Below are 17,115 nucleotides of genomic sequence, written 5' to 3' on the forward strand. Positions count from 1 at the left end.
TCGCCGTGATCGCTACCTCTTTGTCTGCGCTCGCGAGCCGTGAGTGCATGGAGGGACGGGCAGCGGCGCTCGGCGCCGGCACCGTGTTGAACGCGCTCGCGACGGGCACCGGCGCGGCCTTCGGCATCGACGTCGAGACGCGCGCGAGCGTGTCGCTCGATCCGGACGCCGACGGCGTGCGGGGAGAGATCGCCGAGGACCCCGACGCGGACACCGCCCTGATCGAGCGCTGCGTCGCGCTCGCGACCGAGCGCTGGGGCGACGGCGAGGGGGGAACCGTCCGGACCGACAGCGACGTGCCCCTCGCGGCCGGTCTGAAGAGCTCCAGCGCGGCCGCCAACGCGACCGTGTTGGCGACCTGCGACGCGCTCGGACTGACGGTAGGAGACGAGACGGGCGGCGCCGACGCCGCGGATCCGGCCGTCGACGTCACCCGCCTCGAGGCCTGCCGGCTCGGCGTCCGGGCGGCCCGCGAGGCGGGCGTCACCGTCACGGGCGCGTTCGACGACGCGACCGCCTCGATGCTCGGCGGCGTCACCGTCACCGACAACGGCGCCGACGAGCTGCGCTCGCGCGAGGCCGTCGACTGGAGCGTCCTCGTGTGGACGCCTCCCGAACGCGCCTACAGCGCGGACGCGGACGTGGCCCGCTGCGAGGCCGTCGCGCCGATGGCTGACCTCGTGGCGGACCTCGCGCTCGACGGGCGGTACCCGGAGGCGATGACCGTCAACGGGCTCGCCTTCTCGGCCGCGCTCGGCTTCGACGCCGACCCCGCGGTCGAGGCGATGCCCCACGCGACGGGGGTGTCGCTGTCGGGGACCGGCCCGAGCGTCGTCGCCGTCGCGGACCCCGACGACCCCGAGACCGACCTCGATGCGGTCGCCGACGCGTGGGGCGACCGCTCCGGAACGCTGCGGCGAACGACCACGAGAAACGACGGCGCGGCCGTCGAGTGAGCACGCTACCGACTGATCCCACTACCAATGAGTGACACACCCAACGCGGAGGACCGAAGCCTCGACGAACTGCGACACGAGATCGAAGACATCGACCGCGAGATCGTCGAACTGATCGCCCGCCGCACCTACGTCGCCGACACGGTCGCGGCCGTGAAAGACGAGCGCGACCTCCCGACGACCGACGAGGGCCAAGAGGAGCGCGTGATGGAGCGCGCCGGCGAGAACGCCGAGCGCTTCGACGTCGACGCCAACCTCGTGAAGGCGATCTTCCGGCTGCTCATCGAGCTGAACAAGGTCGAACAAAGAGAGAGCCGGTAGCTCAGTCGAGGCCGAGACTCAGCTGTAACGCCTCGCCGACTTCAGCCATCGTGGGTCCGTCGAGTGAACCGACGACCGAGTGAATCCGTTCCGGAACCGAGACGGTTCGAATCTGGTCGAGCCGGATTGACGAATCCTTTTCGAGCGGTGACCCGTCCGCCTCGACGAACACCTCGAACGGATACTCGCGGTAGGTCCCCGTGACGGGCGCGACGATGGTCGTACTGGAGTTCCGGTTCCCGATATCGTTTTGAACGACCACGGCCGGGCGCGTCTTCTTCATCTCGTGTCCTTCGTCGGGGTCGAGTCGAACGATAACCACGTCGCCCCGTCGCACGTCCGTGCCGTCACTCATCGAGGCGTTCCCACGCCTCGTCGGACGTTTCGCTCCACTCCTCGGCGAGTGCCTCCGCGCTCTCGGAGGCCTCCCGATAGGCGGCTGCCAGCTCGTCGTCGTCCGGCCGGTCGGACTCCACCTCGACGACTGCGACGGTTACGCGCTTGTTCGCGTACTCGGTGCCGAGGTAGACTCGACCCCGGTCGTCCGTCTCGTTCGTTTTGAGGTCTGTCGCGTCGACTTTCATCGAGGAACGGTACGGACCCACCGCGGATATGTGTTGCCCACTATTACCCACGGATTTTCCGTAGACGTTACAGGATGTATTATCGATCTCAGCTACCTGAACAAGGTAGAGCAACGGGAGAGTCAGTGAGACAGGTATCCCGTTGCACTTCAAATGAGCGGTGAGCGAGTCGTTTTCGAAAGAACTTCAGAAGAACCAATATCCCACCCTTCCGCTTTCGGGATGTGGCTTCCGACCTTAATTTTCATCAATTTAAACAGGACGATTTCGACCAACTAATCGAGTGGGTGGATTCTCCGTCGTTTCTCCTCCAGTGGGCGGTCGCGTTAAGTTTGTCGTGAATTGTGGTAGACGGCGACGGCTTCAAGCCAGTTTTGAGCTGTCTCTAGCGTGACATGGCTAAAGCTANGGTCGCGTTAAGTTTGTCGTGAATTGTGGTAGACGGCGACGGCTTCAAGCCAGTTTTGAGCTGTCTCTAGCGTGACATGGCTAAAGCTATTTGAGAACGATGATGTTCGTCGTTCTATTTCCCAAAAGACACGTTCGATAGCATTTCGATTTCCATGTCGAATGACTTGAAATCGATAGCCATCTTCAGCAAGAACTGATCCAAGATAGTCTGCGTCATCGACGAGAAATTCAACGTCATTCAGCTGGTAGCGCCGGTGTAGTTCAGTCAGAAACCATCGCGTCGTCTGTTTATTTGTGGTCGGAAAGAGGCTTATGTGGAGGATTTCGTTCGTATATGGATCAACCGCGCCGTACAGCCAGAACTTCTGGCCGTGAAGGCGGATCATCTTTTCGTCAACCGCGAGTTGATCCTCGGAGACGGTCGAGATCGGCTGTAGATCAGCTTTATGAACCCAGTTGTGAATAGCGACGTGACTCCGCTTGATCCCAAACAATTCAAGATGCTTACTTACCTCACGCAGTGACATACCGGCCAAATGACAGCGGATCCCTACTTCAATCGCCCATCGCGGAGTTCGATCTCGCTCCACAAACGACAAGTCGATCCACGCGATACCTTCGCTGAGGCGGTCGAATTCTGCCATAGACACTCAGAACTCGTCCGCCTCATCCTCTAACTTAACGCGACCCNAAACGACAAGTCGATCCACGCGATACCTTCGCTGAGGCGGTCGAATTCTGCCATAGACACTCAGAACTCGTCCGCCTCATCCTCTAACTTAACGCGACCCAGTGGGCGGGCCCAATATTTTCGTACCCGCTCGACGAGTCGCAACTCCGAGAGCATCTCGAAGCTACGAACGACCCTGAACCGAGTCGACTGGCCTTCAAAGCCGTTGATTCGATGGAACAGATGGTCGGGTACGTCGAACTGAATACCATCGACCGACGAAATCTCTCGGCGAGTGTTTCTCGGGTCATCGTGAGTCCAGACGAACGCGGGCGCGGTCACGGAACGTCGATGCTTCACCGTCTGCTCGAAATTGGCTTCGAGGAACTTGGCCTCCACCGTATCGAACTACGTGTCTTCGACTTCAACGAATCTGCAATTACGTGTTATGAGAAGGTCGGTTTCACCCGTGAGGGTACACTCAGGGAGGCACGGCGGCACGAGGACGAGTACTGGACGCTGGTTCAAATGAGCGTCTTGGAAGACGAGTGGCGGACGGGCGCGTAGAGGTTACGGAAAATTCGAGGCGAAAGCCTCGCCCTTCAGGGCGGGGATGAAGCCGACCAACAGTATTCAACCGCTGACGATGGCTCCGAAGGGTGTGGTAGTGACAAGAGGGCAAGCGTTTTGCAACCATACACACAATGTACACATATGAGTTCCGAGTCCAAGAAGAAGCGCGTTCAGTTTCGTGCGCCGAGGGGACTGGTAGACCGGGCCGACGCGCTCGCTGCGGTGTTCGAGACGGATCGGACGGACATCCTCATCTCCGCGCTTCGGGATTACCTGCGGGACGCCGCGCACTCCGACGAGGTGAAACAGGAGATCGCGGAGGCCTTCTACGACGACGACATCGCGTTCGAGGAACTGAAAGACCTCGTCGGGCACGAGGAGGCCGCCAACTTCCGACTGCTGAAAGAGCAACTGACCGACGAATTCGTGGACGAGGTCGCGGAGGAGCTGGCCGACTCGTAGATGGTTCTGATAGTCGCCGACACGTCGGCTCTCGTAAGCCTCGGGACGGTGGCGAGCACCTCACCGAATCCACTCGACCTTTTCCTCGATTCGCACACCGTGGTCGTCCCAGAGCAGGTCGTCGACGAACTCACCGAGACGGCGTCCTACGACGACGCATCCGGTGAGGCGGCACAGGCGGTTCTCGACCGTCGCTCTGCGTTGGGGACTCGTTTTATCGAACTGGACGAGACGTTCCCGCTGGACGACGGCGAGAACGCGGCGGTCACGCTGGCGAACGATATCGACGCCGTACAACTGCTCTGTGACGAGTTCAATCGACTTGCGCTCGTCCACGCCTCGCTGGCCGAGACACGCCTCGTCACGACGCCTATCCTCCTCACCGCACTGGTTCGCAACGGCGCGGTCTCGCCGGACGCTGCCGACGAGTTTTTGGCCGAGATGAGTGACGCTCGCAGTTGGTCGTCGAACTCCTACGTCGAGCGGGCGCGGTCCACGCTTCGACGGCAACGCGATAACGAGCAACCCGATCCGAAGTGATCGACTCGTTAGTACGTTTTTAAACGGAGTTCATCGGTCACTAGTTACGGTTCTTCGACGAATATACCTCGACGTGCTCTACTACCTTTCTTCGACACTACTCGCGGACGCGCAGTTGCGATCCGATCTCGGACGACGAGCGCGTCGGGACGTCCGGCAGTACAGCTGGGAGAACCGGGCACAACGGAGCCTCGAGAACATTCGGGCGCGATCCCGATCGAGTTCGTTCCCGATCGAACTGCGAGTCCGTGACCGAGCACGCGCTCGGCTACCCCGATGCGGGAGCCCCCCGCGACTCCTCAGCTACGTTTCGGCGTCGTCTCCCCCGGCGTCGCGGCCGGTCACCTTCCGGATACACGACGAGCCGAAGGGGCCGAGTTCGCCGGCGTCGAGCTTCACGAAGTGGCCGGTCGTGATCGTCGTCCCGCAGCGGCGACACTCGAACTCCCCCTCGCGCCGGACCACCTGACTCTCGTAGTTCACGTACGTCCCGCCGCGCCGGACTCGGAGGCGGGCGTTCTCGCGCTCGATGACGCCGCGCTTCTCGGCGGCGTCGAGGATCTCGCGGGTGAGCGAGGGGCTCGTCGTCACCGTCTCGATCCGGTCGATCGCGTCGGAGAGCGCCAGCTCCTCGTGTTCGAGGTGGGCCAACAGCTCGACGGCGAGCTCCAGCTTCTCCTCGCGCGAGGCCGGCTCGTTCACGCTCGGCGAAACGACGCGGACCTTCTTAAGTCGGCCGGGACCCGACCGAGCGCCGCACGGGATCCCGACCGCTCGCCATGTAGTAAGACAGTTACCACGGGGGACGCTGGGGACCGTATGGACGTACTGGAGGTCGCGGCGCGGGCGACCGGGACGGGACCGGTGTGCGACGCGTGTCTCGGACGCCTCGTCGCCGACCGGAGCTTCGGGCTGTCGAACGCCGAGCGCGGCTCGGCGCTGCGGGTCTCGCTCTCGCTGCGCGACGACGAGGACCACGAGCCGGTCGAGACGGGAGACTGCTGGGTCTGCGAGGGGCGCTGCACCGAGTTCGACGAGTGGGCCGAGCGCGCCGCCGAGGCGGTCGAGGGGACGGAGTTCGCCACCTACAACGTCGGCACCCGCCCCCCGCCGCTGATCGAGGAGAACGAGGCGCTGCTCCGCGAGGAGGCCGGGCTCGACGACGACGCGGGCGAGCCGTTCAAATCGGAGTTCAACCGCGAGGTCGGCAAGCGGTTCGGCCGGCTCACGGGCGCGGAGGTCTCCTTCGACCGCCCGGACGTGCAGTTCACGATCGATCTGGCCGAGGACGCGATCGACGCGAAGGTGAACTCCACGTTCGTCTACGGGAGGTACAGAAAGCTGGAACGCGACATCCCCCAGACCGAGTGGCCCTGTCGCGAGTGCAAGGGCTCGGGGCGACAGGGCGCGGACCCGTGCGACCACTGCGGCGGCTCCGGCTACCTCTACGACGACAGCGTCGAGGAGTACACCGCGCCCGTCGTCGAGGACGTGATGGACGGCACGGAGGCGACGTTCCACGGCGCGGGCCGCGAGGACGTGGACGCCCTCATGCTCGGTACCGGGCGCCCGTTCGTGATCGAGGTCGAGGAGCCGCGCCGGCGCCGGGTCGACGTCGAGCGCCTGCAGAGCGACATCAACGCCTTCGCCGACGGCGCCGTCGAGGTCGAGGGGCTCCGGCTCGCGACCTACGACATGGTGGAACGCGTGAAGGAACACGACGCCGCGAAGCGCTACCGCGCGGAGGTGACCTTCGACGCCGACGTGGACGACGACGCGCTCGCCGCCGCGATCGACGAACTCGAGGGGACGACCGTCGAGCAGTACACCCCGAACCGGGTGGACCACCGCCGCGCGAGCATCACCCGCGAGCGCGATGTGTACGAGGCGACCGCCGAACTCGACGACCCGCGGCACGCGACCGTCGAGATCCGCGGCGAGGGCGGGCTCTACATCAAGGAGCTGATCTCCGGCGACGAGGGCCGGACCGACCCGAGCCTCGCCGGACTGCTCGGCGTCGGCGCCGCGGTCACCGCGCTCGACGTGGTCGCCGTCGAGGGCGAAGCCGAGCCGTTCGAGCGCGAGGAGTTCTTCCGAGACTGACACGTCGGATTCGGGACCAACGGGATTTATCAGACGCACGTCTGACGGTAGGGCATGAACGGGAGCGACGCCGACGGCGGGAGCGGGGGCGGCGGAGCGGCCGACGCGGGGGTCGACGAGGAGCCGAACGCGCTCGAGGACGCCCCGCGCGTCGGCGAGCCGGTCGTCGAATCGGCCGTGGCGGAGGCGGCCGCGGCGACGCCGACCGCGGCCGGCGCGACGCTCGAGGGGCTCGACCGCGCGACGCGGCTGGACCGCGTCTCCTCGGTCCTCGTCGCGGTCGGTCCGGGGCCCCACTCGGGGGCGACCGTCGACGTGGCGCGGGCGGTCGCGGACGCGACCGACGCGTGGCTCGAGCTCTTCCACGTCGTCCCCACCGACGCCGCGCTCGCCGACGCCTCGGAGCCCGGAACCGGCGACCCCGACGACTACGGCGCGACCGGCGAGCGGCTCCTCGACGCCGCCCGCGACCGCCTCGGGGGGTTCGATCGGGTCGACCGCTGGCTCGTCGAGGACCGGTCGGCCGCGGGCGCGATCGTCGAGCAGTCGCCGTACTACGACCTCGTGGTCGTCGGCGCTCCCACGACGGGGACCGTCGGGCGCTTCGTCTTCGGCTCCACGACCGACACCGTGATCGACGACGCCGAGGTCCCGGTGGTCGTCGTCGAGGCGGACGGGGAGACCGCCCTCGACGCGGCGTAGAGCGCGTCGACCGCGTCTCGTTCTCGGAGTTTAAATACGATATATAAATATAAAGTGGCTCTGCCACGGAGGTTCCGTATGGCCGACGACGCGATCGACGACGTGGACAGGGCGATCCTGTACGCGTTACAAGAAGACGCTCGCAACACCTCGTCCGGAGACATCGCGGAGCGGGCCGGCACGTCGGACAGCACCGTCCGCAAGCGCATCCAGCGCCTCGAGTCCGACGGCGTGATCAAGGGATACAGCGCCGAGGTCGATTACCAGAAGTCCGGGCATCCGCTCCGGATGCTGCTCTACTGCACCGCCTCGATACCCGAGCGCGGCGATCTGCTCCCGGATATCCTCGCGATCGACGGCGTCGTCTCGGTTCAGGAGCTGGTCACCGGCGAACAGAACCTCCTCGTGACGGTGGTCGGCGAGTCTGACGACGACATCACGCCCGTCGCACAGGAGCTCCTCGACATGGGTCTCACGGTCGCCGACGAGGTCCTCGTCCGGAGTCACGAGACGACGCCCTTCGGCGAGTTCGACGCCGAGACGGACTCCTGACCGGCGGCGCTTCTGCCGTCAAGCCGGCGACGTCCGCGCCCGAACCGAGTCGCCGGCCCGAGCGACAAACGACGAGCGCCGCCTGCGAGTCCGCCACGACGGCCCCAACGTCGATTCGCTCGCTCGTGCATCTGAATAACTATAATGTTCTTTAACGACATTCTAACGAACGATTTGTGAAGATAAGTAGATTTAATACACAATCTGTTCTCAAGACGGAGTGAAGACGACCAATATCGGTCTGCCGGCCCGGGTCGGCCGCCGATCGTGGTCGAACGAACCGAACGATGTCAGGATCTACCTCGAAACCGACGGTCGGAGCGCTTCCGGACACGACGACGGACTCGCCGTTCGTGCCCGTCGCACTCACGTGGCTCGCGTGGTCTCTGTTCGCCGCGAGCGTCGCGGCCCTGATCGCTCGAGTCCGACTCGGTTTCGCTCCGGAGGTCCCGGGCGTGATCGCCGTGGACGGGCTGACCGTCCTGCTGTGGGTGGTCGTCACCTTCTTCGGCGGCGTCGTCCACAGCTACTCGCGCCGCTACATGGCGGGGAGCGCCCACGAGACGGCGTTCTTCCTCGCCGTGTTCGGCTTCGTGACCGTCGTGATGACGCTCGTCGCGGCCGACCACCTCGCTCTGTTCGGGCTCCTGTGGCTGGCGATGGGTCTCGTCATGGCGAAGCTGATCGGCGTCGTCGACGACTGGGAGCAGGCGCGGGCGGCCGCGGCGGTCGCGCGGCGCTCCTTCCTCGCCAGCAGCGCGCTCCTCGGCGTCGCGCTGGCGGCGCTCTGGCGGGCGACGGGCGCGACGACGGTCTCCGGTGTCGCCGCGAACGCCGACGCGCTCGGCGGCCCGGTCTGGCTCGTCGCCGCCGTCGCGCTCGTGCTCGCGGCGATGATCCAGTCCGCGCTCGTCCCGTTCCACGGCTGGCTGCTCTCCTCGATGACCGCGCCCACGCCGGCGTCGGCGCTGATGCACGCCGGGTTCGTCAACGCGGGCGGCGTCCTCCTGCTCCGCTTCGCGCCGGTGGTCACGGTCGACGAGGGCCTCATGCTCGCGATCGTCGCGGTCGGCGCGGCCAGCGCGCTGCTCGGGAAGCTCCTCAAGACCGTCCGGCCGGACGTCAAGAGCAAACTGGCCTGCTCGACCGTGGGGCAGATGGGATTCATGATCATGCAGGCCGGACTCGGCTTCTTCGGGGCTGCGATCACTCATCTCGTGCTGCACGGCTTTTATAAAGCGTATCAGTTCCTCAGCTCCGGCGGGCGGGTCCAGCGGACGAGCCCGGAGAAGACGTCGGGACGCGCGACGGGCGGTTCCGGCGTCGTCGACGCCGCCGTGACGCTCCTGACCGGACTGGCAGGCGGCGCGGTGTTCGTCCTGCTGACGGGGAAGGGAACGAGCGTCGACGGCGGCCTCCTGCTCGTCCTGTTCGTGGTGTTCACCACCCTCCACGCGGCGCGGGGCGCGGTCCAGCACGCGTCGCTCCCGGCGACGGTCCGCTACGGGGCGGTCCCGCTGGTGTTCCTTCCGGCCATCGCGCTGTACGCGCTCGTGTATCGGGGGATCTCGGCGCTCCTGACCGGGCTCCCGGTGGTCGCGGCGCCGACCGAGCTGACCGCGCTCCACGGCCTCGTGGCCGTCGCCTTCCTCGCCGCGTACGTCGCGATCGAGACCGGCGCCCACGAGCGCAGCCGGCGGCTCTACGTCGCGCTCCTGAACGCGAGCCAACCGTCGCCGAGCACCGTCCTGACGAACGCGAGAGAGTACGACGACGGAGGCGCACAATGAGCACTCACCCCACCATCGACGACGCTACCATCGAAGAGAGCATCGACAGCGCGGCGACGACGGTCGGCTCGGTCTGGCCGATCCACTCGTTCGTGACCGCCAACCCCCTCTCGGGGTTCGAGGACGTGCCGTTCGGCGAGGCGGTGACGCAGGCGGCCGACCTGCTGGGCGGGCGCGGCTACCCGAGCCGCGAGACGTTCCGCGCGGCGCTCGACGACGGCCGGATCGATCGCGAGACGCTCGAGTCGGAGCTCGCCGACCGCGGCTACGAAGCCGAGCCGGAGGCGGCGCTCGAACGCGTGGACGGGAGCGCCGAGTCGGAGACGCCGGGCGACGAGGCCGACACCGACGCCGAACGGGTCGACCGCGTGCTAACGAAGTGGCTGTCGGCGTTCCTCGACGAGGGCCACGCCACGTGGTCGATGCCGAACCGCGAGGACGGGTTCTACGCCGCCTTCCGCGGAGTGGCCGCACACGACGGTGAGGTCCCCGACGAGGTCAGCGAATCGCTGCCCGAGACCCCGACCGAGGCCATCGAGACCGCCTTGGAACCGTATCCGGACAGCCAGTGGGTGCCGGTATTCGAGGAGCAGCTGGCCGCGCTCCCCGGCTGGACCGGCTTCATCAAGCAACGCGTCGACGACGAGGGGACGTGGCAGTCGGCTCACCCGATCACGCTCGCGGACTACCTCGCGGTCCGGCTCGCGCTGCTCGACGGGTTCGGCGTTGACATCGAGCCGTCCGTCGGCCCCGGTACCGCCGACGCCGACCCGACCGACGAGATCGCCGAGGCCTTCCTGAGCGCGTGGGAGGCGACCTACCGCTCCGCGGTCGTCGACCGCGTCGCCGCCGAGGGGCGGGAGCGGGACGAGGAGCGGGAGCGGCCCGACGGCGACCAGTCGGAACGCCCCGACGCGCAGTTGGTGTTCTGTATCGACACCCGCTCGGAGGTGATCCGCCGTCACGTCGAGGCCGCGGGCGAGTACGAGACGCACGGCTACGCCGGCTTCTTCGGCGTCCCGATGGAGTATCAGGGGTACGACGCCGAGACGCCGGTCGACGCCTGCCCGCCCATCCTGGAACCGCAACACCGTATCAGCGAGGTCCCGACCGGCGGGGACGCGCGGGAACGCCACGACCGTCGGTCGAGCGTCCGCGAGGTCGCGGGCGAGGTCGTCAAGAAGCTGAAGACGAACCCCGCCAGCGCCTTCGGCTTCGTCGAGAACGCCGGGAGCGGCTACGGGCTCGCGCTCGCGGCGCGCACGCTCGTTCCCGGCCGCGTCCGCGACCTGTTGGGTACCGTCGACGACGCGGTGCCGGACGAACACGAGTTCTGCGAGCAGATCGTTCAGCACCAGCACACCCGCGCCGACGGGCTTCCGGTGGGGCTGACCCGCGAGGAGCGCGTCGAGTACGCCGCCACCGCCTTCGATCTGATGGGGTGGACGGAGTTCGGTCGGCTCGTCGCCTTCGTCGGGCACGCGAGCGAGACGACGAACAACCCCTACGACTCGAGCCTGGACTGCGGCGCGTGCGCCGGTAACCCGGGCGGGCCGAACGCCCGCGTGCTGGCCGAGATCTGCAACGACCCGGACGTGACGGCGGCGCTGCGCGACCGCGGCTTCGAGATCCCGGAGGACACCGTCTTCCTCGCCGGCGAGCACAACACGACGACCGACGAGATCGAACTCTACGGCGACGCCCCCGAGAGCCACGCGGACGACCTCGCGCAGTTGCGCGCGGACCTCGACGACGCCCGCGAGGGCGCGACCGCCGAGCGCGTCGGCCCGGACGCCGAGGGCTCGGCCGTTCGCGAGACCGAGCGCCGCGCCGGTGACTGGGCCGAGACGCGCCCCGAGTGGGGGTTAGCGGGCAACGCAGGCTTCGTCGTCGGCCCCCGCGAGCTGACGAGCGACCTCGACCTCGACGGCCGCGCGTTCCTCCACTCGTACGACTGGTCGACCGACCCCGACGGCGACGCGCTGGAGGCGATCCTCGCGGGGCCGATGGTCGTCACCCAGTGGATCAACGCCCAGTACTACTTCTCGACCGTCGACAACGCGGCCTACGGGAGCGGGTCGAAGGCGACCCACAACCCCGTCGGCAACGTCGGCGTCTACCAGGGGAACGGTGGCGACCTGATGACCGGGCTTCCCCGCCAGTCGCTGATGGCGGCCGACGACGAGCCGTACCACCAGCCGCTCCGCCTCTCGACGGTCGTCCACGCGCCGGTCGAACGCGTCACCGACGCCCTGGCCGACCACGAGGAAGTGACCGAGCTGCTGGACAACGACTGGCTCTCGCTGACGGTCGTCGACCCGACGCGGGACCACCGCGCGTTCGAGTACGAGCGCGACTCGGAGTGGCAACCCGCCTCCGAGCCGACCGCCTCCGAACCGTCCGCGACCGAGCCGGAGGCGCCGACCGCTCCGGAGCGTGAGCACGCGCCCGCTGCCGCGGACGACTGAGTCGGGCCGTCGATTGAGTTGGGCCGGCGACCCCTCTCCGCTTCCTCGCCGCTTCGGCTCTCCCTTACCTCCCACTTTCTCCTCCATTCGCGGCGCGTGCTATCGATCGTCACCCCGGCGACAGCGTTATACCGATGTACATACTTGTACATCACAACGCGAAACACTACATCGGTGTACACAATGAATATCAACGACACGGTCGAGCACGTGACGGACGGGGCGGACCTGACGGTCGACGAGGCGCGCGAGGCCGCGCGGCTCGTCTTCGAGGAGGCGACCGAGGCGCAGATCGGCGCGCTGCTCGCCGCGCTCCGCGCGAAGGGGGAGACCGAGGCGGAGATCGCGGGCTTCGCGCAGGGGATGCGCGACGCCGCGCGCACGATCGAGCCCGACCGGGAGCCGCTCGTCGACACCTGCGGGACCGGCGGCGACGACTACGACACGATCAACGTCTCGACGACGGCCGCGATCGTCGCCGCGGGTGCCGGCGTGCCGATCGCCAAGCACGGCAACTACTCCGTCTCCTCCTCCTCCGGGAGCGCCGACGTGCTGGAGGTCGCGGGCGCCGACGTGGAGGCCGAGCCGCCGGCGGTCGAGGACGCGATCGAGGCCGACGGGATCGGGTTCATGCTCGCGCCCGTCTTCCACCCGGCGATGAAGGCCGTCATCGGCCCGCGCAAGGAGCTCGGGATGCGGACGATCTTCAACGTGCTCGGCCCGCTCACCAACCCCGCCGGCGCCGACGCGCAGGTGCTCGGCGTGTACGACCCGGATCTGGTCCCCCTCATCGCGCGGTCGCTCGCGCACATGCCCGTCGAGCACGCCTTGGTGGTCCACGGCGCGGGAATGGACGAGATCGGGATCCATTCGGAGACGGTCGCCGCCGAGGTCGACGGCGACGAGGTGCGGGAGTTCACCCTCTCGCCCGAGGATCTGGGCCTCGAACGCGCCCCGATCGAAGCCGTCGCGGGCGGGACCCCCGAGGAGAACGCCGCCGACCTGCGCGGGATCGTCGACGGCTCCGTGACGGGCGCCAAGCGCGACCTCGTCCTCGCGAACGCGGGCGCGGCGATCTACGTCGCCGGCGAGGCCGACACCCTCGCCGAGGGCGTCGAGCGCGCGGCCGAGGCGGTCGACTCCGGCGCGGCCGCGGCGAAGTTCGCCGCGCTGTGCGGGGACGACGCCGGCGAGGGCGGCGACTCGGTGGCGGAAGTCCCCCCGGAGGACGACGACTGATGGCCCGGGTGAAGATATGCGGGCTGACGCGGGGCGCGGACCTCCGGGCCGCGGTCGACGCCGGCGCCGACGCGGTCGGCGTGATCTCGGAGGTCCCGGTCGACTCCCCCCGCGAGGTCGACCCGGCGGCGGCGGCGGAGCTGCTCGCGGACGTGCCGCCGTTCGTCACCGCGACGCTCGTCACGATGCCCGACTCCGCCGAGCGCGCGGTCGAGCTCCTGCGGACGGTCACGCCGGACGCCGTCCAGCTCCACGGCGAGTGGACGCCCGACGAGATCCGATACATCCGCGCCGAGACGGAGCGGAAGGTGCTGCTCGCGGTCGACGCCGACGACCCGGCCCGCGCCGAGGCGTTCGACGCGGTCGCCGACGCGCTCGTGATCGACTCGACCGACGAGTCCGGCGCGGGCGGCACCGGGGAGACCCACGACTGGGAGCGGGCCGGCGACCTCGCCGCCCGCCTCACCTCGCCCGTGGTCCTCGCCGGCGGGCTCACGCCCGAAACCGTCGCCGAGGCGGTCCGCACCGCCGACCCGTTCGCGGTCGACGTGGCCTCGGGCGTCGAGCTGTCCGACGGGCGGAAGGACCACAACGCGGTGGCCCGCTTCGTGGCGAACGCGGGCCGGGAGATGGAGTTGATATGACCGCGTCGACGACTCCGCTCGACCGCTCGAAGGCCGAGTTCGTCGACCTCGCAGCGGACGCCGAGAGGCCGGTCGTGGTCCGCGCGTCCGCCTCGCTCGACCCCGACGTGACCCCGCTCGCGGCGTACGCGACGCTGGTCGGCGAGGGGCCGTACGGGTTCCTCTTGGAGTCCGGCGAGAAGGTCGCCTCCAGCGACCCCGACGGGGCGTTCACCGCCGAGGGCGACGCCGACAAACACGCGCGCTACTCGTTCGTCGGCTACGACCCCGAGGCGATCGTCTCGGTCCACCCCGACCGGACCGACGTGACCCGGCTCGGTCCGGCGGCCGAGTTCGTCGGGACCGAGTCCGAAGGGGACCTGGGCCCCGACGCCGGCGACGCGATCGATCGGATCCGCGCGGCGTTCCCGGACGTGAGCCTGCGCGGCTTCCCGGACACGGACCGGCAGATCCTCTCGGGCGGCTTCGTCGGCTTCCTCGCGTACGAGGCCGTCTACGACCTCTGGTTAGAGGAGGTCGGCGTCGACAGACCCGAGACCGAGTTCCCCGACGCCGAGTTCGCGCTGACGACGCGGACCGTCGTCTTCGACGACAAGGAGGGGACCGTCGAGCTCGTCTTCACCCCCGTCGTCGGCGTCGACGACGATCCCGCGGCCGTCTACGACGACCTCGTCGCCGAGGCGGAGCGCGTCGGCGCGGAACTCCGAGAGGCGTCCCCGCCGGCACCCGACGGGATCCGGGTCGACTCGGAGTCCGCCGGTCCCCGCGAGGAGTACGAGGAGGCGGTCCGGACCGCCAAACGGCGCGTCCTCGACGGCGACATCTATCAGGGCGTGATCTCTCGGAGCCGCGAGCTCCGCGGCGAGGTCGACTCGCTCGGGCTGTACGCGGCGCTCCGCGAGGTGAACCCCTCGCCGTACATGTACGTCCTGCGCCACGACGACCGGAGCATCGTCGGCGCGAGCCCGGAGACGCTGGTGTCGGTGCGGGGCGACCGGATCGTCTCGAACCCGATCGCGGGCACCTGCCCCCGCGGGACGAGCCCGGTCGAGGACCGCCGTCTGGCCGGGGAGATGCTCGCGGACGGAAAGGAGCGCGCCGAGCACACGATGCTCGTCGACCTCGCGCGCAACGACGTGCGGCGCGTCTCGGAGGCGGGCTCCGTCCGCGTCGAGGAGTTCATGAACGTGCTGAAGTACAGCCACGTCCAGCACATCGAGTCGACCGTGACGGGGACGCTCGCGGGCGACGCCGACGCCTTCGACGCGACGCGCGCGACGTTCCCCGCCGGCACGCTCACCGGCGCGCCGAAGGTGCGCGCGATGGAGATCATCGAGGAGCTGGAGGCGACCCCTCGAGAGGCGTACGGCGGCGGCGTCGGCTACTACGCGTGGACCGGCGACGCCGACTTCGCCATCGTGATCCGGACGGCGACGCTCGACGAGTCGCCGCCGGACGCGAGTTCGCCCGGCGAGACCGCGGTCACCGTCCGCGCCGGCGCCGGGCTCGTCGCCGACTCCGACCCGGCCGCCGAGTACGAGGAGACCGAGCAGAAGATGGACGGCGTGTTGACCGCGATCGACCGGATCCGGGAGGACGGCGAGAACGGGGAGTCCGACTCCGACGCCGACGGCCCCCTCCCCGCCGGCACGGAGGTCGACGAATGAAGGTCGTCGTCGTCGACAACTTCGACTCGTTCACCTACAACCTCGTCGAGTACGTCTCCGACCAGCCGCTCGGCGGCGAGGAGATCGACGTCGAGGTGTTCAAGAACACCGCGTCGCTGGCGGCGATCCGCGACGCCGACCCGGACGCGATCCTGATCAGCCCCGGCCCCGGCCACCCGAAGAACGAGCGCGACGTGGGCGTGACGATGGACGTGTTGCGCGACCTCTCCCCGGAGGTCCCGACGCTCGGCGTCTGTCTCGGCCTCGAGGCCGCCGTCTACGAGTACGGCGGCACGGTCGGCCACGCGCCCGAGCCGATCCACGGCAAAGCGTTCCCCGTCGACCACGACGGCGAGGGGGTGTTCGCCGGGCTCGATCAGGGATTCCGCGCCGGTCGCTACCACTCGCTGGCCGCCACCGAGGTCCCCGACGCCTTCGACGTGACCGCCACCACGGACCACGAGAGCGAGGAGATCGTGATGGGGATCCGCGGCCGCGAGCACCCGATCGAGGCGGTGCAGTTCCACCCCGAGAGCGTGCTGACCGCGGCGGGTCACGACCTGATCCGGAACTTCCTCGCGTCCGTTTAAAAGGAACCGCGGCCGTCGCCCCGTTACTCCGCGTCGTCTGTGTCCGCGTCGTCTGTGTCCGCGTCGTCGGTCTTCGCATCGTCGGTCTTCGCATCGTCGGTCTTCGCATCGTCGGCCTCCGCGTCGTCTCCCCTCTTCGTCCCGTCGTCTCCCAGCTCTCCCTCGACGTCGTCTCCCGCCTCCTCCGCGTCCGCCACGCCTCGTCCCGCGAGCCCGACGAGGTGGCCGATCTCGGGGAGGATGATCTCGTCGACGCCGAGCCGGACCGCGTTCTCCGAGCCGGGCAGACAGAAGACGGGGGTGGCGGAGACGACCCCGGCGGTCGCCCGCGAGCCGATCGTCCGCGTCCCGACCTCCTCGTAGGAGAGCCGGCGGAACAGCTCGCCGAATCCGGGAAGCGCCTTGGCGAACAGGCCGCGAACGGCTTCGGGCGTCGCGTCGTCGGGCGTCACCCCTGTTCCACCGGTGGTCACGACCGCGTCGGTGTCCTTCCGGCGCGCGAGCCGGTCAACGGTCCCCTGCACGCTGTCGTAGTCGTCGGGAACCAGCTCGCGGACGGCGATCTCGTGACCGGCCTCCTCGAACGCCGAGACGAGGTAGTCGCCGGATGGGTCGTCGTCCTGCGACCGGGAGGAGGACACCGTCACGACCGCGAGCGCGACGGAGTCGGCGTCGTGACTGTGGTGGTCGTGGTGAGCGTCGCCGTGGTCGTGAGCGTCGCCGTGGTCGTGAGCGTCGCCGTGGGAGATGTCGTCGCTCATGGCACGACGTTCGACGGGGACGGCCAAAACACCCCGCGTCTCGATCGGATTGAAAAGGGAATGTCAAAAGGGGACGCGAAAG

General features: G+C 68.4%; 18 protein-coding genes and 1 pseudogene. 14 read left to right on the forward strand and 5 right to left on the reverse strand.

Features of this window, described 5'->3' with window-relative positions; translation table 11 throughout:
- The first annotated feature begins 47 nt into the window (after positions 1–47).
- Positions 48–956: a shikimate kinase gene (locus C469_RS10740; protein ID WP_008006516.1), complete on the forward strand. Its 909-nt coding sequence runs from the start codon at positions 48–50 to the stop codon at positions 954–956.
- 27 nt (positions 957–983) lie between these two features.
- A complete protein-coding gene (locus C469_RS10745; RefSeq protein ID WP_008006517.1) occupies positions 984–1,277 on the forward strand; it encodes a chorismate mutase in 294 nt (97 codons plus the stop codon).
- A gap of 1 nt (position 1,278) precedes the next feature.
- Here C469_RS10745 and C469_RS10750 read toward each other — a convergent pair whose 3' ends face one another.
- From C469_RS10750 to C469_RS16385, 3 genes are all read right to left on the reverse strand, one after another.
- A complete protein-coding gene (locus C469_RS10750; protein WP_008006519.1) occupies positions 1,279–1,632 on the reverse strand; it encodes a type II toxin-antitoxin system PemK/MazF family toxin in 354 nt (117 codons plus the stop codon).
- Positions 1,625–1,861: a hypothetical protein gene (locus tag C469_RS10755; RefSeq protein WP_008006521.1), complete on the reverse strand. Its 237-nt coding sequence runs from the start codon at positions 1,859–1,861 to the stop codon at positions 1,625–1,627. The genes C469_RS10750 and C469_RS10755 overlap by 8 nt, the downstream gene beginning before the upstream one ends.
- A gap of 416 nt (positions 1,862–2,277) precedes the next feature.
- Positions 2,278–2,916: an IS6 family transposase gene (locus C469_RS16385; protein ID WP_008006524.1), complete on the reverse strand. Its 639-nt coding sequence runs from the start codon at positions 2,914–2,916 to the stop codon at positions 2,278–2,280.
- Positions 2,917–3,071: 155 nt separating this feature from the next.
- Here C469_RS16385 and C469_RS16390 point away from each other — a divergent pair.
- The 3 genes and pseudogenes from C469_RS16390 to C469_RS10770 form a co-directional block, all read left to right on the forward strand.
- A pseudogene (locus C469_RS16390) lies at positions 3,072–3,509 on the forward strand (GNAT family N-acetyltransferase); the annotation flags it as partial.
- Between the two features lie 147 nt (positions 3,510–3,656).
- On the forward strand, positions 3,657–3,977 hold the full coding sequence (locus C469_RS10765) for a hypothetical protein (protein ID WP_187127451.1): 321 nt from the start codon (positions 3,657–3,659) through the stop codon (positions 3,975–3,977).
- Positions 3,978–4,517 carry a hypothetical protein gene (locus C469_RS10770; protein WP_008006532.1) on the forward strand — a complete coding sequence of 180 codons (540 nt, stop codon included), beginning with the start codon at positions 3,978–3,980 and terminating at the stop codon, positions 4,515–4,517.
- A gap of 303 nt (positions 4,518–4,820) precedes the next feature.
- On the opposite strand, the gene C469_RS10775 is transcribed toward C469_RS10770, so the two are convergent.
- Positions 4,821–5,219, reverse strand: a complete 399-nt coding sequence (locus C469_RS10775; RefSeq protein ID WP_008006534.1) for a DUF5830 family protein — start codon at positions 5,217–5,219, stop codon at positions 4,821–4,823.
- Positions 5,220–5,336: 117 nt separating this feature from the next.
- Between C469_RS10775 and C469_RS10780 the strand changes: the two genes are divergently transcribed.
- The 9 genes from C469_RS10780 (at position 5,337) to trpG (ending at position 16,272) form a co-directional block, all read left to right on the forward strand.
- The gene (locus C469_RS10780; RefSeq protein ID WP_008006535.1) at positions 5,337–6,620 is read left to right on the forward strand and encodes a tRNA pseudouridine(54/55) synthase Pus10; all 1,284 of its coding nucleotides are present in this window, start codon (positions 5,337–5,339) and stop codon (positions 6,618–6,620) included.
- Between the two features lie 54 nt (positions 6,621–6,674).
- A complete protein-coding gene (locus C469_RS10785) occupies positions 6,675–7,322 on the forward strand; it encodes a universal stress protein (protein WP_008006537.1) in 648 nt (215 codons plus the stop codon).
- Positions 7,323–7,400: 78 nt separating this feature from the next.
- On the forward strand, positions 7,401–7,874 hold the full coding sequence (locus tag C469_RS10790; RefSeq protein WP_008006538.1) for an Lrp/AsnC family transcriptional regulator: 474 nt from the start codon (positions 7,401–7,403) through the stop codon (positions 7,872–7,874).
- Positions 7,875–8,161: 287 nt separating this feature from the next.
- Complete coding sequence (locus C469_RS10795; protein ID WP_008006540.1) at positions 8,162–9,664, forward strand: proton-conducting transporter transmembrane domain-containing protein; 1,503 nt, start codon at positions 8,162–8,164, stop codon at positions 9,662–9,664.
- Positions 9,661–12,132, forward strand: a complete 2,472-nt coding sequence (locus tag C469_RS10800; protein ID WP_008006541.1) for a DUF2309 domain-containing protein — start codon at positions 9,661–9,663, stop codon at positions 12,130–12,132. Before C469_RS10795 ends, C469_RS10800 begins: the two co-directional genes overlap by 4 nt.
- 183 nt (positions 12,133–12,315) lie before the next feature.
- Positions 12,316–13,371 (forward strand): anthranilate phosphoribosyltransferase, encoded by a 1,056-nt coding sequence (gene trpD, locus C469_RS10805; protein WP_008006543.1) that lies wholly within the window; start codon positions 12,316–12,318, stop codon positions 13,369–13,371.
- Positions 13,371–14,015, forward strand: coding sequence for a phosphoribosylanthranilate isomerase (locus tag C469_RS10810; RefSeq protein WP_008006545.1), 645 nt, complete (start codon positions 13,371–13,373; stop codon positions 14,013–14,015). Before trpD ends, C469_RS10810 begins: the two co-directional genes overlap by 1 nt.
- Complete coding sequence (gene trpE, locus C469_RS10815; RefSeq protein ID WP_008006548.1) at positions 14,012–15,682, forward strand: anthranilate synthase component I; 1,671 nt, start codon at positions 14,012–14,014, stop codon at positions 15,680–15,682. Before C469_RS10810 ends, trpE begins: the two co-directional genes overlap by 4 nt.
- The gene (trpG, locus tag C469_RS10820) at positions 15,679–16,272 is read left to right on the forward strand and encodes an anthranilate synthase component II (RefSeq protein WP_008006550.1); all 594 of its coding nucleotides are present in this window, start codon (positions 15,679–15,681) and stop codon (positions 16,270–16,272) included. The genes trpE and trpG overlap by 4 nt, the downstream gene beginning before the upstream one ends.
- 23 nt (positions 16,273–16,295) lie before the next feature.
- On the opposite strand, the gene C469_RS10825 is transcribed toward trpG, so the two are convergent.
- Complete coding sequence (locus tag C469_RS10825) at positions 16,296–17,033, reverse strand: MogA/MoaB family molybdenum cofactor biosynthesis protein (protein WP_008006552.1); 738 nt, start codon at positions 17,031–17,033, stop codon at positions 16,296–16,298.
- Between the last annotated feature and the right edge of the window lie 82 nt (positions 17,034–17,115).

Origin of the sequence: Halorubrum lipolyticum DSM 21995, from assembly GCF_000337375.1 — an archaeon.
Classification (GTDB): Archaea; Halobacteriota; Halobacteria; order Halobacteriales; family Haloferacaceae; genus Halorubrum; species Halorubrum lipolyticum.

Excerpts from the sequence above, each read along its gene's own strand:
- C469_RS10740 (WP_008006516.1), top strand. The coding sequence starts at position 48 with ATGGAGGGACGGGCAGCGGCGCTCGGCGCCGGCACCGTGTTGAACGCG.
- C469_RS10745 (WP_008006517.1), top strand. The coding sequence starts at position 984 with ATGAGTGACACACCCAACGCGGAGGACCGAAGCCTCGACGAACTGCGA.
- C469_RS10750 (WP_008006519.1), bottom strand. The coding sequence starts at position 1,632 with ATGAGTGACGGCACGGACGTGCGACGGGGCGACGTGGTTATCGTTCGA.
- C469_RS10755 (WP_008006521.1), bottom strand. The coding sequence starts at position 1,861 with ATGAAAGTCGACGCGACAGACCTCAAAACGAACGAGACGGACGACCGG.
- C469_RS16385 (WP_008006524.1), bottom strand. The coding sequence starts at position 2,916 with ATGGCAGAATTCGACCGCCTCAGCGAAGGTATCGCGTGGATCGACTTG.
- C469_RS10765 (WP_187127451.1), top strand. The coding sequence starts at position 3,657 with ATGAGTTCCGAGTCCAAGAAGAAGCGCGTTCAGTTTCGTGCGCCGAGG.
- C469_RS10770 (WP_008006532.1), top strand. The coding sequence starts at position 3,978 with ATGGTTCTGATAGTCGCCGACACGTCGGCTCTCGTAAGCCTCGGGACG.
- C469_RS10780 (WP_008006535.1), top strand. The coding sequence starts at position 5,337 with ATGGACGTACTGGAGGTCGCGGCGCGGGCGACCGGGACGGGACCGGTG.
- C469_RS10785 (WP_008006537.1), top strand. The coding sequence starts at position 6,675 with ATGAACGGGAGCGACGCCGACGGCGGGAGCGGGGGCGGCGGAGCGGCC.
- C469_RS10790 (WP_008006538.1), top strand. The coding sequence starts at position 7,401 with ATGGCCGACGACGCGATCGACGACGTGGACAGGGCGATCCTGTACGCG.
- C469_RS10795 (WP_008006540.1), top strand. The coding sequence starts at position 8,162 with ATGTCAGGATCTACCTCGAAACCGACGGTCGGAGCGCTTCCGGACACG.
- C469_RS10800 (WP_008006541.1), top strand. The coding sequence starts at position 9,661 with ATGAGCACTCACCCCACCATCGACGACGCTACCATCGAAGAGAGCATC.
- trpD (WP_008006543.1), top strand. The coding sequence starts at position 12,316 with ATGAATATCAACGACACGGTCGAGCACGTGACGGACGGGGCGGACCTG.
- C469_RS10810 (WP_008006545.1), top strand. The coding sequence starts at position 13,371 with ATGGCCCGGGTGAAGATATGCGGGCTGACGCGGGGCGCGGACCTCCGG.
- trpE (WP_008006548.1), top strand. The coding sequence starts at position 14,012 with ATGACCGCGTCGACGACTCCGCTCGACCGCTCGAAGGCCGAGTTCGTC.
- trpG (WP_008006550.1), top strand. The coding sequence starts at position 15,679 with ATGAAGGTCGTCGTCGTCGACAACTTCGACTCGTTCACCTACAACCTC.
- C469_RS10825 (WP_008006552.1), bottom strand. The coding sequence starts at position 17,033 with ATGAGCGACGACATCTCCCACGGCGACGCTCACGACCACGGCGACGCT.